The following is a 15,718-nucleotide window of genomic DNA, read 5'->3' as shown; positions in this document are numbered from 1 at the left end:
ATGTCCGAGGTCCTCACGGCGCCCCTCGTCGTGGAATTCCCCTTCACCCGCTCGCTCGGCCCCGTCCAGAGCGCCTTTCTCACCGGGCTGCGTGAGCGCACCGTCCTCGGCGTCACGGCGAGCGACGGCCGGGTGGTCGTACCGCCCACCGAGTACGACCCGGTCACCGCCGAGGAGATCCGCGACCTGGTCGAGGTGGGCAGTGCCGGCACCGTCACCACCTGGGCCTGGAACCCGTCCCCGCGCCGCGGCCAGCCGCTCGCCACCCCCTTCGCCTGGGTCCTGGTCCGGCTCGACGGCGCCGACACCGCGCTGCTGCACGCCCTGGACGCACCCGGCCCCGACGCCGTACGCACCGGAATGCGGGTCCGGATCCGCTGGGCCGCGCAGCGCACCGGCGCGATCACCGACATCGCCTGCTTCGAGCCGGACGGCAGCCCCGGCGGCGAGGGCGGAGCGAGGCCGCAGGGCGACGCCCAACCCGCCCCGCACGACGGGGAGTTCGCCGACCCCGTCACCGGCATCACCGCCCCCGCCCGGCTCGACTACACCTACGCCCCCGGCCGCGCCCAGTCCCGCTACCTCCGGGCGCTCGCGGACCACAAGACCATCGGCGAACGCTGCCCTTCCTGCCGCAAGGTCTATGTCCCGCCCCGCGGCGCCTGCCCCACCTGCGGCGTCGCCACCGACACTCAGGTCGAGGTCGGCCCGCGCGGCACCGTCACCACCTTCTGCATCGTCAACATCAAGGCCAAGAACCTCGACATCGAGGTGCCCTACGTCTACGCCCATATCGCCCTGGACGGCGCCGACCTGGCCCTGCACGCCCGGATCGGCGGCATCCCGTACGACCGGGTCCGCATGGGGCTGCGGGTGGAACCCGTGTGGACCGAGGACGGTCGCTTCCCCGACCGCTACCGCCCCACCGGCGAACCCGATGCCGACTACGACAGCTACAAGGAGCTGGTGTGATGCGCGAGGTCGCCATCGTCGCCTTCGGGCAGAGCGTGCACGTCCGCGACAGCGCGGAGACCTCCGAGGTCGAGATGCTGATGCCGGTGCTCCACGACGTGCTGGAGCAGACCGGCCTGGCGGCCCGGGACATCGACTTCACCTGCTCCGGCTCCTCCGACTACCTCGCCGGCCGCGCCTTCTCCTTCACCATGGCCCTGGACGGCGTCGGCGCCTGGCCGCCGATCTCGGAATCCCATGTCGAGATGGACGGCGCCTGGGCGCTGTACGAGGCCTGGGTGAAGCTCCTCACCGGCGAGGCGGAGACCGCGCTGGTCTACGCGTACGGCAAGTCCTCGCCCGGTGACGTCCGCGAGGTCCTCACCCGCCAGCTCGACCCCTACTACGTGGCCCCGCTGTGGCCCGACTCGGTCGCCCTCGCCGCCCTCCAGGCCCAGGCCCTGATCGACGCGGGACTGACCGACGAGCGGGTACTGGCCGGTATCGCGGCCCGCAGCCGCACGGCCGCCGAGTCCAATCCGCACGCCCAGCTGCGCGGCGTCGTGCCCGCCGGCGAACACCTCGTCGCCCCGCTGCGTACCGGCGACTGCCCGCCCATCGGCGACGGCGCGGCCGCCGTCGTCCTCGCCGCCGGTGACACCGCCCGCCGGCTGACCGACCGCCCCGCCTGGATACGCGGCCTCGACCACCGCATCGAGGCACACGCCCTGGGCGTCCGTGACCTCACCGACTCACCGTCCACCCGGCTCGCCGCCGAGCGCGCCGGAGCCTTCGCAAGGCCCGTGGACACCGCCGAGTTGCACGCCCCCTTCACCTCCCAGGAAGTCGTGCTGCGCCGCGCCCTGAAGCTCGACGCGCCGGACAGCACGGTCCGGATCAACCCGTCCGGCGGCGCGCTCGCCACCAACCCGGTCATGGCCGCCGGGCTGATCCGCCTGGGCGAGGCCGCCGCCCGCATCCACCGGGGAGAGTCCGACCGCGCACTCGCTCATGCGACATCGGGGCCGTGTCTGCAACAGAACCTGGTCGCCGTCCTGGAGGGTGAATGATGAGCAAGGAGCCCGTGGCCGTCGTCGGCATCGGCCAGACCCGGCATGTCGCCGCCCGCCGGGATGTCTCCCTCGCCGGACTCGTCCGCGAGGCCGCCCGGCGCGCCCTGGACGACGCCCAGTTGACCTGGGCGGACATCGACGCGGTGGTGATCGGCAAGGCCCCCGACTTCTTCGAGGGCGTGATGATGCCCGAGCTGTACCTCGCCGACGCCCTGGGCGCCGTCGGCAAACCGATGCTGCGGGTGCACACCGCCGGCTCGGTCGGCGGCTCCACCGCCCTGGTCGCCACCAACCTGGTCGCCGCCCGGGTCCACCGCACCGTCCTCACGCTCGCCTTCGAGAAGCAGTCCGAGTCCAACGCCATGTGGGGCCTGTCCCTGCCGATCCCCTTCCAGCAGCCGCTGCTCGCCGGCGCCGGCGGCTTCTTCGCCCCGCACGTGCGCGCGTACATGCGGCGCACCGGTGCCCCGGACACCATCGGCTCCCTCGTCGCCTACAAGGACCGCCGCAACGCGCTCAAGAACCCCTACGCCCACCTCCACGAGAAGGACCTCACCCTCGAAAAGGTCCAGGCCTCCCCGATGCTCTGGGACCCGATCCGCTACTCCGAGACCTGTCCGTCCTCCGACGGGGCCTGCGCCATGATCCTCACCGACCGCACCGGGGCCGCCCGCGCCCCGCACCCGGCGGCCTGGGTGCACGGCGGGGCGATGCGCAGCGAGCCCACCCTCTTCGCCGGCAAGGACTTCGTCTCGCCGCAGGCCGGCAAGGACTGCGCCGCCGATGTCTACCGGCAGGCCGGCATCACCGATCCGCGCCGGGAGATCGACGCGGTGGAGATGTACGTCCCCTTCAGCTGGTACGAGCCGATGTGGCTGGAGAACCTGGGCTTCGCCGAGGAGGGCGAGGGCTGGAAGCTCACCGAGTCGGGCGTCACCGAACTCGACGGCGCGCTCCCCGTCAACCCCTCCGGCGGGGTGCTGTCCACCAACCCGATCGGCGCCTCCGGCATGATCCGCTTCGCGGAGGCCACCCTCCAGGTACGGGGCACGGCGGGCGACCACCAAGTCGACGGCGCCCGCACAGCGTTGGGACACGCCTACGGCGGTGGCTCCCAGTTCTTCGCGATGTGGCTGGTGGGCGCCGACACGCCGGGCGGCTGACCGCCGCCGGGGGCGGGCGCGCCCGGCCGGTGCGCCCGCCCGCGGATCACCACTCCACCGCCTCGCCACGTCCCCTGTCCGTCCCCGGACACAGTGGTTAGGCTGACCGCGGACGACGAACCGGGAGGTGCGGGACACGTGACCGACAGCATCACGGAGCAGCGGCTCGTGGGCGGGCCCAGGCCCGATCTCGACCTGACGCAGGCCGAGTGGCAGTCGAGCCCCCAGGGCGTGGGCGGCGTCCAGATCGCCTTCGTCGAGGGCTATATCGCGATGCGCAACCGCCGCAGCCCCGAGATCCCCGCGGTGATCTTCACCCCCGCCGAGTGGCGCGCCTTCGTCCTCGACGCGCGCGAGGGCGAGTTCGACCTCACGTAGGGCGTGTCGCCCGGAGCGCAGGACACGCCCGGGCGACGGGCCGGGGAGCGGCCGTGGTCAGGTGAGCACCACGCAGCCGCGCTCCCGGAGCGCCCGGACCGGCCCCGCCTCGTCCGCCACGGTGTTCCAGCGCAGATCGAGCTTCTCCAGCGACGGCAGCCGGGCGATCCAGGGCGGCAGCTCCGCGATCCGGTTGCCGCGCAGATCGATCCGGCGCAGCAACGGCAGTGTGCGCAGCGCCTCGGGGACGTGGGGGAGCGCGTTGTCCCGCAGCTCCAGCACCCGCAGTTCGCGCAGCGCCGCGAGGCTCCCGGGCAGTGCCGTCAGCGTATTGCCGCCCAGCCACAGCTCCCGGAGCCGGCCGAGCCGTCCCAGCGACTCCGGGAGCTCGGCCAACTCCGCCTGCTGCGAGCGGAGTTCGACCAGCCCGGCCATCTCCCCGAGCGTGTCCGGCAGCCGGCCGAGCGGATTCCCGCCGACATTGAGATAGCCGAGCCGGTCCAGTCCGCCGAGGGTGTCCGGCAGTGCGGTGAGCCGGTTGTCGTGCAGATAGAGGAATCGGGTCAGCCCGGCCAGCTCGCCGATCTCGTCGGGGACCGCGGTCAGCGAGTTGTGGCCGAGGTCGAGGGTGTGCAGCGCGCGCAGCCGGCCGAGCACCGCCGGGACCTCGGTCAGGGCGTTGTCGGCCAGGATCAGCACCTCCCAGTCCGCGCGCCGCCAGACCTCGGGTGGTACGGCATCCAGGCCCGCCTTCCAGAGGTTCAGCACGGGCGCGCTGCCGGACTCGGGCAGGAGCATGAGATTCCTTCCAGGAAGTGACGCCGGATCGCTACGGCCAGCCGAGCAGTTCGGGCAGCGGGGCCACCGCCCCCGACCGGCGGCAGTCGAGCGGTTGTTGCGGGCGGCGGCCGCTCAGCCAGGCCGTGAGATCGCCGAGCGGGCCTCTCACGGTCACCGCCGGCGCGTCCCCGGAACCGTACCGCCGTGACCGCGTGCCGTCCGTGGCCGTCAGGACGAGGTGCAGGTTCTCGGGGACGCGGGGCGCCAAATGGTCCAGCAGGTGCAGGCACAGTTCCCGTGGCCAGTCCCGCGGGCCGTAACCGATCCGGGCGTCCGCCGTGTGGATCTCCAACTCCCGCCACCAGGCCGCCAAAGCGGAGCGCAGATCGCCGTCGCGATGCCGCACCGGCCGCGACCAGTCGGCCGGGCCGACCGCCGCCCAGGCCGCCGACGCCTCGGCCAGCGCGGCCCGTACGGCCTCCCGCAGCGCCGCCGCGTCCCGCAGCGCGCCGGCCTCGATCGCGGCGGCGCGCGCCGGGCGTCCCCCGTCATACGGCTCGATCAGCTCACCGCGCAGCGCATAACGGGCCTGCCGGGCCAGCGCCAGCCCGACGCCCTCGATGTGCGAGAGGACATGCGCACGGGACCAGCCGGGCAACTCGCTGGGCTCCCGCATCTCTTCGTCGGCCAGGGCGGGCAGCAGGGCGCGCAGCCGCTCCTGACCCGCCTCGATCGCGGCCCGTATCGCCTCGGCCGTCATCGTGTGCTCCGTCGTCATCGCCACAGCAGCTCCTTCGTCCTGGCATACGGCTCGGGGGTCTGCGCTCGCCCGGTGCCGGGGAGCCGTGCGGTGCACCGGCCCGCCGGGCGCCGTCGGCGGGCCGCATACGGGCAGCTCGCCCGCCAAGGTCCGGAGATCACACAGCAGTTGACGTATGCCGGCCACCCCGCCCCCCTCAGCCAGCTAATGGTTGTCGGCGACGTTACCATTAGCCGCATGACCGCAACGCAGCTCGCCCTCGACCTCGCCGTCACCATCCGCCACGACGGGCACGGCGGCGTCGCCGACGACCTGGCTGATCCGGAAGGGCTCGCGGCCTGGGTGCACGAGCGGGCCGCGCTGCTGGACTGCGACGGGCAGCCGGTCACCGTGGACGAGGCGCTGCACAGAGCCGTACAGGAGCTGCGGGCCGCGGTGCGGTCGCTGTTCGCCCGCGCCGTCCGGCCGGGACCGCCCAGCTCCGCCGACGCCCACCGGCTCCTCCCGGAAGCGGAGGCGATCCACCGGCTGAACGCCGCCGCGGCCCTGGTCCCCACGGTGCCCCGGCTCAGCTGGGAGCCGGACGCCCGGCCCACGCTGCGGCTGCGGCCGGCCGGGAGCCCCCCGGCCGCCGACCGGATCATCGCCGCGCTGGCCCGCGCCGCCCTCACCTTCCTCGACGGACCGGACCGCGCCAAGCTCCGGGCCTGCCCCGCCCCGCGCTGTGTGCGCTACTTCGTCAAGGACCACGCCCGCCAGGAGTGGTGCGCCCCCTCCTGCGGCAACCGCGCCCGGGTCGCCCGCCACCACGAGCGGCGCCGGGAAGGCCGGGACGGCGCCCCGTAGGCTGGTGACATGACGGGTGAACGCGATCTCCGGGCCCTGCTGAGCGGGATGCGTCCCGAGCGCAACGAGGGCCGTTACGTCTTCGCCAGCGTCCCCGGCGCGGTCCCCGAGGGGCTGACACCGGTGGTCACCGTCTCCGAACCCGAAGGCCGCACCCTCGTCGTCCACCAGGAAGAGGCCGACCGCGCGGGCCTGGCGTACGACTATGTCGCCGCCTGGATCACCCTGCGGGTGCACTCCGCGCTGGACGCCGTCGGACTGACCGCCGCCGTCGCCACCGCTCTCGCCCAGGCGGGCCTCAGCTGCAATGTCGTCGCGGGCTTCCACCACGATCACCTCTTCGTGCCGTATGCCGCCGCCGACGAGGCGCTGCGCCGGCTGCGCGCCCTGGCCGACCAGACCTGAGACCACCGGCCACGGAGCGGGCGGCGGCGCCGGGCACGGAGTGCCGCCGACCCCGACGTCCGCGCGGCGCGCCCGGCCGGGCCACGTACGATGGCGGCATGTCCTTCCTCCGCCGCCGCAGCGCAGCTACGCCCGCCGGGCCTGACTTCGACGTCCTCGCCATGGACCCCGGGGACTGGCCGGGCAACCTCGGAGCCGGGCTGCTGCCCGCGCCCGACGGGAGCTGCCAGGGTGTCTTCCTCCGCTACGACCTGTTCGGCGGCCGCGGCCCCGCGATGATCATCGGCAATCTGCCGGAAGGCTCCCCGGCCCGGGAGCTGGAGGACGACCAGGTGCCTTTCGAGGTGGCCCAGCTGCTCGCGGCGCTCGGCAACGACGAACCGGTGACGGTCGTCGAGAGCGAGGACACCCCCGTGATGCACGACGACAACCTGCTGATCGTCAAGCGCATCAAGTGCTCCGAGAGCCGGATCTCCTGCGCCCAGTTCGACCGCAGCGACGGTGTGCTGGTCACCATCGCCAGCTGGGACCGGCCGATCACCGACGACCTCTACGCGCTGCTCAAGCCACTGCCGGCGGAGCTCTTCCAGCAGGGCTGAGCCCCGGCGCAGCCCCGGAGCGGACAGTGTCGCGCCCGGTGGACGGTTCCCCCGTCCACCGGGCGCGACGCGCTCACCCGACAGCCGCTACGAACCCGAGCGCCGTACGTCCACATCGGCCGCCCGCACATAGCCGACCCGGTGCCCGAGCTGGATCTCGTAGTACACGTCCTCACCCTGCACGACCGCGTGCTTGGTGACATCGAAGGTCGGGGAGTAGAAGTACTCGCCCCGCATCCGGCCCCCGACGGCGTACTTCTGGCCCGCGGCGAGCTTGTACGGCAGCGGGGAGACCGCCTGGTAGGGCACGCCGGCCGGGTAGGCCTCCTTCTCCGGGTACGCGCGTCCGTAGACCGGGATCTCCTGCCGCCCGTCCTTCGGCGTGGCGATCAGCCCCTTGGCGTGCACCGCCACCGGCTCGTCCTGCGGATTGTGGAACCACGCCTTCTGCCCGAGGTACCAGATCGCCGTCCAGTCGCCGGACCGGCCGGCCACCGCGAACCGCTGCCCCGTCGTGGCGCGGGCGCCTGTGTCATTCACTCCGGTCGTCGAGTCTTTGCCGTCCGGGTGCAGTCCGATGTCCTTGACCAGCGGCGCGTCCTCGTCCGGCGCGCTGTACAGCCGGACCGCCGTGGAGCCGTGCGGGGCACAGGTGTCACCGGCCTTCGCGCAGCCGGTGTACACCGGCTCGTTCTCGTCGTAGTCGGGGCGGATGGTGACCAGCCCGCCGCGCGGACCCGCGGTGGCCTTGAACGGCTTGCCCAGCAGGGTGAAGTAGTGCGCCCAGTCCCAATACGGGCCGGGGTCGGTGTGCATCCCCGGGATGGTGGCCGTCGTCGTGCCGGGCACATTGTCGTGCCCCAGGATGTGCTGCCGGTCGAGCGGTACGTCGTACTTGCGGCTCAGATACTTCACCAGCCGGGCCGAGGCGCGGTACATCGCCTCCGTGTACCAGGCGTCCGGCGCGGCCAGGAAGCCTTCGTGTTCGATGCCGACGGAGTGCGAGTTGATGTACCAGTTGCCCGCATGCCAGGCGACGTCCTTGGTGGGCACATGCTGGGCGATCAGACCGTCCGCGGAGCGGATCGTGTAGTTCCAGGACACATACGCCGGGTCCTTGATCAGCTTGAGCGTGGTCTCCCAGGACCCCTCGGTGTCATGGATGACGATGGCGCTGACCCGCTGGTCCGCGGGGCGGTCCGCCTTGTCGTGGTTGCCGTAGTCACCGTCACCGAACTCCTCGTACGGTGCCGGCACGGACTCACAGGCGACACTGCGCGGGCACTCCGGTCTGCGGGCGGCGGACGCCGTCGACGCCTTGGTGGCCGACGCGCTGAGACGTTTCTGCTGCCCGGCGTCAGGAGCCAGCCCCGGCGCGGCGGCCAGCGCGACCCGCTGTCCCGCGTCGGTGGTGCGGGCCTGGCCCTGGCGCAGCACCGCGTACACCTCGTCCGCGAAGGCCTTCCCGCTGTACGCGCTGTCCTGGCCGCCGTAGCGCGCCACCGCCGCATACCACCGCGCCGGGTCACTGCCGGCGGCCGTGCCCAGCTTGCGCTGCTCCGCGGCGAGCAGCGCCGCACCGCCGAGCACATTCGCCGCGGGGTCGGTGCGCAGCTTCTCGGCCGGAATCCCGGTCAGCTCGGCGGCCGCCGGCAACGTACGCAGCCGGGCGGGGAGTTCGGCGGGCAGCGCCGCTCGCTGCGCCGCACCGGCCGGCACCCTCTTACGGGCCCGCGCCCCGTCGCCCCGCGCGTCCTCGTCGCCCTCGCTGAACTCGGGCGTGCGGGTCAGGGCCGTACGGGCGTCGGTCAGATGCATCGGCCCGTAGCCCCCGGAGACGCTGGGCGCGCCGCCGTGCCCGTCCCAGCGGGACTCCAGATACGAGACACCGAGCAGCACACTGCGCGGCACGTGGAAGCGGTCGGCGGCCTCGGTGAAGGCCCGTTGCAGTGTGTCCGTCCGAGGCTGTCCGGCCTGTGCGGACGGCGCTCCCGCGAGCGGCAGCAGCAGCACCGCGGCCGCGACGGCGGTGGCGGATCTCCGCAGGGCGGGGCGGGGGACTCTCTTCTCGTCTTCCGGGGCGGATCCTTGCAAAGCAACCTCCTCGAGCCGGCCCGAGCCGGGGCGGTGTGACGGTGGGTGCGCAAACGGCCGCACGGGCGGGACCCGAGACTAGAGCCCCCTGTCGGCTTAGAGCTATACGTTTGCCGACGGTCCGTCAATCACCCTGCCGGTTCGGGATTCCGCATGTCAGGGCCTCTCCAGAGGAGCCTTCCCGGACCGGTGCCGGGCCTGCGGAGCGTCAGTGGAATGGACCAATGAACCGGCCCCGCGGGCAGCGGAAGAGAAGCGCCGGTGGACGGGCCGGCGCACATGGGTGAGCGGCGCACCCCGTGCCCGGGCGCGCCGCTCACAGTCCCCCCTCGGCGGTCAGCGGGTGCCGACCGCCGCCCTTACCGCACGCCGCGCCATCTGGCAGTCGTCGTGCAGTCGGCGCAGGAGCAGCCGCTGCTCCTCGCCCGCCGCGGGCACGCCGGGGTGTCCCGGCCCCGGTGCCCCCGTCGGCGCGGGCTCGCGCATGGTCCGCTGGACCGCGGTTTCATAGCGCCGGATCTCGCGGGTGAGCACCAGCATCAGATTCACCAGGAAGGCGTCCCGCGAGGCCGGTCCGGCGTTCTGGGCGAGCTGGCTGATGTGGCGGCGGGCCACCGGCGCGTCACCGAGCACCGACCACAGCGTCGCCAGGTCGTAGCCCGGCAGATACCAGCCCGCGTTGTCCCAGTCCAGCAGCACCGGGCCGACGGGGGACAGCAGCACGTTGTTCAGCAGCGCATCGCCGTGACAGAACTGGCCCTGGGTGTGCGACAGGCCGTGCATCAGCTTCTGAAGATCCCCCAGGTCCCGGTCGGTGAGCAGCCCCAGGTCGTGGTAGCGGCCGATCCGGCCCGCGTAGTCCAGCGGGGTGTCGAACAGCCCGCCCGGCGGACGCCAGAGGTTGATCCGGCAGATCGCACCCAGCGCGGACCGGACGTCCGCGCGGGGCGGGGCCTCGGACGGGTGCCGGGTCAGGGCCGCGACCCGGCCGGGCATCCGCTCCATGATGAGCGTGCAGTTGTCGGGGTCGGCCGCCACCAGCCGCGGCACCCGAACCGGCGGACGATGCCGGACGAATGCGCGGTATGCACTTATTTCCTGCCGGAACCTGTCCGCCCAGGCCGGCGAATGGTCCAGTAAACACTTCGCGACCGCGGTCATCCGGCCCGTCGTCCCCACGAGGAGGACGGATCTGCCGCTGCGGCGCAGCACCTGCACCGGATTGAACTCCGGGCAGATGCGGTGCACCGAGGCAACGGCGGCGCGCAACTGGGCGCCCTGGGGGCCGGACAAGTCGAGCCTCCCGCTGAGCGGTTGGGCGCCTGTCCCCTGCGCCCGCCGGGTACGGCCGCCGGGAAGACCGGGAACCGCCCCCGCGGAAGGGGCGGGGTCGAGATACGGCCCCCCTCCGGTGGGGTGCGGGCGGTGCGGCCGGGTGGGGACGGTCACGGCGGACGATGCTGCATACATGGGTGAGACAGATCCCTTCGTGCGCCGGCGAGTTGCGTGCGCTCCCCGGCCCGGTGGTGGGAACCCGTGAACGGGCCCCGTGCAGGAGGCCGATCCAGGGTCCCTGTGAAGGGCGCGCACCCTGGGGAATGCGGTCCCGCCACCAGGCCGGGGGCGGCATGTCTACAGAACACGTGGCTGCGGGTGGCAGACCATCTGGCGCAGGGTGGCGAACCCTGGCGAATGGACCCAGTGCATGTCAGTGGCCGTTACTGTCAACTCAGTCGAGGAACCTGGGGGCTTGACGTGGACAGGCAGCCGAACACCCGTCTCGCGGACCTTTTCGGCCTGGCCGGCTGGTCCAAGGGAGAGCTGGCGAGACTGGTCAACCGGCAGGCGGCGGCCATGGGCCATCCGCAGCTGGCGACCGACACCTCACGAGTGCGGCGCTGGATCGACATGGGGGAGACCCCGCGTGATCCGGTGCCCAAGGTTCTGGCTTCCCTGTTCACCGAGCGCCTCGGCCGTGTCGTAACCATCGAGGACCTCGGGTTCGCAAGAACCGGCCGCTCGGGGAAGCGGCAGGCCATGGACGGTCTGCCGTGGGCTCCCGAACGGACCGCCGCGGTCCTCACGGAATTCACGGGAATGGACCTCATGCTCAACCGACGCGGCTTGGTGGGTGCGGGCGCTGCGCTCGCCGCGGGTTCCGCACTCACCGGCGCCATGCACGACTGGCTGCACACCGATCCGACACCGGCCGGCGCCCCACGCCACGACGCCCCGTTCGCTTCCCACTCCTTCGACGAACTCGACCAGATCGGCCTCGACCGCTACGAGGCGGCCCCCGTGGGGTCACAGGAGATCGATGCGCTGGAGCGCTCGGTCGAGGTGTTCCGCGCCTGGGACGCGGCCCGCGGTGGCGGGCTTCAGCGCAAGGCCGTGGTGGGCCAGCTCAACGAGGTCGGCGGCATGCTCGCCTACCGCCACCCCGAGCATCTCCAGCGCAGGCTGTGGGGGGTGGCCGCCAATCTGGCGGTGCTGGCCGGCTGGATGTCCCACGACGTGGGCCTGGAGCCCACCGCCCAGAAGTACTTCATCATCGCTGCCCATGCGGCCCGCGAGGGCGGCGACCGGCCCCGCGCCGGTGAGGCGCTCTCCCGTGCCGCCCGCCAGATGGTCCATCTGGGCCGTCCGGACGACGCGCTGGATCTGATGAAGCTGGCCAAGTCCGGCTCCGGCGCGGAAACCCTGCCGCGCACCCGCGCCATGCTGCACACCATCGAGGCGTGGGCCCAGGCGTCCAAGGGGAACGGCCAGGCGATGCGCCGCACTTTGGGCGAGGCGGAGGAACTGTTCGTCTCGGACAAGGGCGATGTACCGCCGCCGAGCTGGATGCAGATGTTCGACGAGGCGGATCTGCACGGTATGCAGGCGCTGGCGTTCCGTACCCTCGCCGACCACGATCCCTCGGTCGCCAGGGTCGCCCAGCACCACGCCAAGCGGGCACTGACACTGCGGGAGAACGGCCGCCAGCGGTCGCAGATCTTCGACTACCTCTCGATGGCGTCGGCCTGCTTCATCGGCAACGACCCCGAACAGGCCGACCGTTACGCGAGGCTGGCGCTGGTGTCCATCGGGGAGAACTCCTCGCACCGGACCTGGGACCGGCTCCGTGAGATGTTCCGGCTCACGGGGCAGTACGCGAACTACGCCAAGATCCAGGACCTGCGCGAGGAGATCCAGCATGTCCTGCCGAAGCCGAAGCCGAAGACCAAGGGGTCGGGCCTGGGCCCCGGTATCGGAGCGGCGCTGGGAAAGAACTTCTCGGCCTGAGGCGGGCGGCGACGCGGGGGGTGACGGTGCGTCACCTGTGGTTCCGGGTGGCGACACGTCCTCCGCGCCCCTGCCGCCTCAGCCGTACACCGACGGTCCGCCGACCGGCGTCACCCACTGGTCGTCGGAAGCGCCGGTCAGCCCTCGGCCTGCCCTCAGATGTGTCAGCCGCCCACCCGGGCGATCAGCACACAGGCGTCGTCCTCGCGCTCGGCCGTGCCGAACTCCTCGACGACGATGCGGACGCAGTCCTGGGCACTGCGCGTCCCGGCGAACCGCGGCGCCAGGGCGAGGAGCCGCTCGGCACCCTCATGGGTGGCATCCGCGCCCTGCGCACGGCGCGGGACGAGGCCGTCGGTGTGCAGGACGAGGAGGTCGCCGGGCTCCAGTTGCTCGGTGTGCTGGGTGTAGGACGCGCCCGAGGTCGCGCCGAGGAGTACGCCCTCGGGCGGGTCCAGCGCGCGCCCCGTGCCGTCGCGGAACAGCAGCGGCGCGGGGTGCCCCGCCTGAGCCCACTCCAGGGTTCGCGCGGCGGGGTCGAACCGGCCGCACACCGCGCTGCCCAGCGCCGGCTGGGCGGCGGTGTCCAGCAGTTGGTTGACGAAGCCCATCAGAGGTCCCGGCCGGTGTCCGGCGACCGCCATACCGCGCAGGGCGCCCAGCACCATGGCCATTCCGGACGTGGCGGTGACGCCGTGCCCGGTGAGGTCGCCGACGCTCATCAGGGTGGTGCCGTCCGGGAGTTGCAGTGCGTCGTACCAGTCCCCGCCGATCAGATCGCGGGTGCCGGACGGCAGATAGCGCCCGGCGAGGTCGAGAGCCACCGGGCCGCCGTGCGGGAACCTCAGGGAGCCGCGCCACGGCGGCAGCACGGCCTCCTGAAGCTCGACCGCAAGCCGGTGCTCGGTCTGCGCGATCTGCCGCTCGCGGTGCAGCGAGTCACGGGTCTCGCGTACCGCCTGCTGGCTGCGGCGCAGCTCGCTGACGTCCCGCAGCACGGCCCACATACAGGCGGTACCGCCGTCGGCGTCGAGCACCGGCTCGCCCACCATGTGCACCGTGCGCAGTGTCTCGTCCGGGCGCACGATGCGGAATTCGCCGTCGATCGGCCGGCCGTCCACCAGACAGTCCGTGACCATCGTGGCCAGCCCGTCCTGATCCTCGGGGTGCACCAGGGACGGCAGCTCGTCGAGGGTGAGCGGGCCGTCGGACGGGGCCCGGCCGAACATCGCGAACAGTTCGTCGGACCAGCTGACCTCGTCGGTGAGCAGATTCCACTCGGCGCTGCCCACCCGGCGCAGCAGCGCGCCGCGCTCATGGGGCTCGGGCTCGGGCTCCGGCGGGGCGGCCGGCGGCTCGGCCTCTGCCAGGTCGTCCGCACTCTCGGCGGGCAGGCCCTCTCTCAGCTGGTCGAGATGGCCCCCGAGGTCGTCGAGGTGGTGCACCGCGAGATCGCACAGGGCCCGCTGCCAGCGCAGCTGCGGGTCGGTGGCGAGGCTGGTGTCCACCGTGGACTCCCGGACGGCGTCGAGGCCACCGCGCAGGCGGCGGGCCTGCGTGATGAGTGCCTCGACCGTTTCGCGCTCGGGGGGCCGGTCGGCTGAGTGATCCGCGAAGAGAGGGGACGGCATGACGTACTCCGTGATCAGGCGGCGCCGGGCTGAAGGGCCGGTAACGACTGTTGCACAGGCGGCGACAGTCCGTAAGGGATTTGGCACTACCCGATACGGTGGTGCATCTGGCATATGCCGCCGGCCTTCCTGGGGCAACCCCAGGGCGAATCGGCGGAATAACAGCTTCCACGCTAGGCTTCGGCCGCCGTACGCAGGCGTTCCCGTCGATCCATGAGGGGAACGACGCATACGGCCCGCAGTCACCGGCAAGAATGCCGGTCAGCGGAAATCCCGTTGCCAGCCAGTCCCCCGCACCGGATGCTGACCTCATGTTCGATCCAGACATAGCGCCCAGTGGCACCCTGCTCGGCCTCCTTCAGCGAGGCCGCGGCGACGGGACCCTGCATGCCCTCGCGGCGCCGCGGGCCGAGGCGCTCGCGGCACTCAACGACAGCGTGCTGCGCGACCCCCGCCGCGACTGGCAGGTCGAGAACCGCTCGCTCTACTACGCACGCCTCTACATGCAGCTCGACGGCGGGCTCGAGCAGATCGAACGCCACCTCTTCCACCCGGACGACCTGGTCGACACCGGCGAGGAGCGCACCGGCCTGGCCCTCGCCGTCCTCGGCCACCTCGCCGCGTACGGCAGGGACGCCGCCCGTCTGCTGCTGCGCAGCTATGCCGCGGCCGGCAGCAACTGGCGCTGGGCCCTGGACGAGCTCGCGCTGCGTGACGACGACGCCGGGCTGATGACCCTCGCGCCCGCCGTCCTCGCCCGCTTCCCCGGGACCGAGCAGGGCGAGGCCGAGCTGGCCGCCGCCGTGCGCGACGCCTTCGAGCCCCGGCCCTGGCGGCTGTGGGCCGAGGACCCCCGTTACGCCGCGCGGCTGGCCGCCGCCGGGGAACAGGGCTCCTTCGACCGCTGGCAGCGACAGCTTCAGCCCAGCGGGCCGCGCCCCGGCTGGAGCGTGACCGAGGTCCTGGCCTGGGCCCAGCAGGACCTGGACCCGGCGCCCACGGAACACCGGCAGTACGCCGCCGCCCGCTGCCTGGGCGCCGTCGCCGGCCCCCAGGACCGCCCCGAGCTGCTGCGCGCCGCGCGCAGTGCCCCGGACGTGGCGCGCGCCGCCGTGCTCCACCACCTCGCCGAGCGCGGCGACCCCGAGACCCTCGATCTGATCGAGGCCGCGGTTGCCGACCCCTTCTCCTCCGAGCAGCTGGCCTCCGCCGCCCTCGCCGCCTTCACGCGGATGCGCAGTGTGGCCGCGGTCGAGCGGGCCCGTATCTGGGCGGCGCGCACGGACCGGCTGGGCGCAGCCGCCGCCGCGGTGCTCGCCCAGCGTGGCGGGCGGCGCGACGCCGAGCTGGTGCTGGCCGCGCTGCGCCGGACCGTACGCGAAGAGGGGCCGGACGCGGACGGCCTGTGGGAGCTGGTCGACGGCACCGGACGCCTCGGCGTCGCCTGCGCCGCCCCCGTCCTCCGCCACATCTACCGCGAAACCTCCTCCTCCCACCTCCGCGGCCGGGCCGCCGGGGCACTCGCCGCCACCGACCCCGGATTCGCGGCCGGCTTCGCCGTCGAGTGCCTGTGGGACTGCGAGGAAACCACCCGCGAACTAGCCGCTCGGCACGCCGCCACCGGCGACGACCGCGTCGTCGAACAGTTGCGGCGCCTGGCCGCCGACCCGGCCGAGGAGGACGAGGTCCAAACGGCCGTCCGTAGCCGAATCGGCCCTGAGGCCTAGGTTTTTCCCACGTTGCTGTCTTGTTC

14 protein-coding genes are annotated in these 15,718 nt (G+C 72.9%); 9 read left to right on the top strand and 5 right to left on the bottom strand.

Annotated features, from left to right (window positions below):
- The 4 genes from CP981_RS05215 to CP981_RS05200 all read left to right on the top strand — a co-directional run bounded on the left by CP981_RS05215 (window position 1) and on the right by CP981_RS05200 (window position 3,565).
- A complete protein-coding gene (locus tag CP981_RS05215; RefSeq protein ID WP_085923957.1) occupies window positions 1–972 on the top strand; it encodes a Zn-ribbon domain-containing OB-fold protein in 972 nt (323 codons plus the stop codon).
- Window positions 972–2,021 (top strand): thiolase domain-containing protein, encoded by a 1,050-nt coding sequence (locus CP981_RS05210; RefSeq protein ID WP_085923956.1) that lies wholly within the window; start codon window positions 972–974, stop codon window positions 2,019–2,021. Before CP981_RS05215 ends, CP981_RS05210 begins: the two co-directional genes overlap by 1 nt.
- Entirely contained in the window at window positions 2,021–3,187 is a 1,167-nt protein-coding gene (locus tag CP981_RS05205) for a thiolase domain-containing protein (protein ID WP_085923955.1), read from the top strand. Before CP981_RS05210 ends, CP981_RS05205 begins: the two co-directional genes overlap by 1 nt.
- 138 nt (window positions 3,188–3,325) lie before the next feature.
- Window positions 3,326–3,565, top strand: a complete 240-nt coding sequence (locus CP981_RS05200; RefSeq protein ID WP_085923954.1) for a DUF397 domain-containing protein — start codon at window positions 3,326–3,328, stop codon at window positions 3,563–3,565.
- 57 nt (window positions 3,566–3,622) lie between these two features.
- Here the strand turns inward: CP981_RS05200 and CP981_RS05195 are convergent, their stop codons facing one another.
- Together CP981_RS05195 and CP981_RS05190 are read right to left on the bottom strand one after the other, a co-directional pair.
- Window positions 3,623–4,363, bottom strand: a complete 741-nt coding sequence (locus tag CP981_RS05195; protein WP_208852896.1) for a leucine-rich repeat domain-containing protein — start codon at window positions 4,361–4,363, stop codon at window positions 3,623–3,625.
- 31 nt (window positions 4,364–4,394) lie between these two features.
- On the bottom strand, window positions 4,395–5,123 hold the full coding sequence (locus tag CP981_RS05190) for a maleylpyruvate isomerase family mycothiol-dependent enzyme (RefSeq protein ID WP_085923953.1): 729 nt from the start codon (window positions 5,121–5,123) through the stop codon (window positions 4,395–4,397).
- Between the two features lie 219 nt (window positions 5,124–5,342).
- Here CP981_RS05190 and CP981_RS05185 point away from each other — a divergent pair, with 219 nt between their 5' ends.
- The 3 genes from CP981_RS05185 to CP981_RS05175 all read left to right on the top strand — a co-directional run bounded on the left by CP981_RS05185 (window position 5,343) and on the right by CP981_RS05175 (window position 6,955).
- Window positions 5,343–5,951, top strand: coding sequence for a CGNR zinc finger domain-containing protein (locus tag CP981_RS05185; RefSeq protein ID WP_085923952.1), 609 nt, complete (start codon window positions 5,343–5,345; stop codon window positions 5,949–5,951).
- Window positions 5,952–5,960: 9 nt separating this feature from the next.
- On the top strand, window positions 5,961–6,356 hold the full coding sequence (locus CP981_RS05180; protein WP_085923951.1) for an ACT domain-containing protein: 396 nt from the start codon (window positions 5,961–5,963) through the stop codon (window positions 6,354–6,356).
- A 98-nt stretch (window positions 6,357–6,454) separates the two neighbouring features.
- On the top strand, window positions 6,455–6,955 hold the full coding sequence (locus CP981_RS05175; RefSeq protein WP_042160224.1) for a hypothetical protein: 501 nt from the start codon (window positions 6,455–6,457) through the stop codon (window positions 6,953–6,955).
- Window positions 6,956–7,042: 87 nt separating this feature from the next.
- On the opposite strand, the gene CP981_RS05170 is transcribed toward CP981_RS05175, so the two are convergent.
- On the bottom strand, window positions 7,043–9,049 hold the full coding sequence (locus tag CP981_RS05170) for an N-acetylmuramoyl-L-alanine amidase (RefSeq protein WP_085923950.1): 2,007 nt from the start codon (window positions 9,047–9,049) through the stop codon (window positions 7,043–7,045).
- A gap of 336 nt (window positions 9,050–9,385) precedes the next feature.
- On the bottom strand, window positions 9,386–10,519 hold the full coding sequence (locus CP981_RS05165; protein WP_085923949.1) for an aminoglycoside phosphotransferase family protein: 1,134 nt from the start codon (window positions 10,517–10,519) through the stop codon (window positions 9,386–9,388).
- A gap of 285 nt (window positions 10,520–10,804) precedes the next feature.
- Here CP981_RS05165 and CP981_RS05160 point away from each other — a divergent pair, with 285 nt between their 5' ends.
- Window positions 10,805–12,334 (top strand): DNA-binding protein NsdB, encoded by a 1,530-nt coding sequence (locus CP981_RS05160; protein WP_085923948.1) that lies wholly within the window; start codon window positions 10,805–10,807, stop codon window positions 12,332–12,334.
- A 164-nt stretch (window positions 12,335–12,498) separates the two neighbouring features.
- On the opposite strand, the gene CP981_RS05155 is transcribed toward CP981_RS05160, so the two are convergent.
- Window positions 12,499–13,965 carry a PP2C family protein-serine/threonine phosphatase gene (locus CP981_RS05155; protein ID WP_085923947.1) on the bottom strand — a complete coding sequence of 489 codons (1,467 nt, stop codon included), beginning with the start codon at window positions 13,963–13,965 and terminating at the stop codon, window positions 12,499–12,501.
- 311 nt (window positions 13,966–14,276) lie between these two features.
- Here CP981_RS05155 and CP981_RS05150 point away from each other — a divergent pair, with 311 nt between their 5' ends.
- Complete coding sequence (locus CP981_RS05150; protein WP_085923946.1) at window positions 14,277–15,692, top strand: HEAT repeat domain-containing protein; 1,416 nt, start codon at window positions 14,277–14,279, stop codon at window positions 15,690–15,692.
- The last annotated feature ends 26 nt before the right edge of the window (window positions 15,693–15,718 follow it).

It is taken from the genome of Streptomyces platensis, from assembly GCF_008704855.1.
Classification (GTDB): domain Bacteria; phylum Actinomycetota; class Actinomycetes; order Streptomycetales; family Streptomycetaceae; genus Streptomyces; species Streptomyces platensis.
The sequence above is the reverse complement of the archived record's forward strand: the minus strand, read 5'-3'. Positions and strand labels throughout refer to the sequence as shown.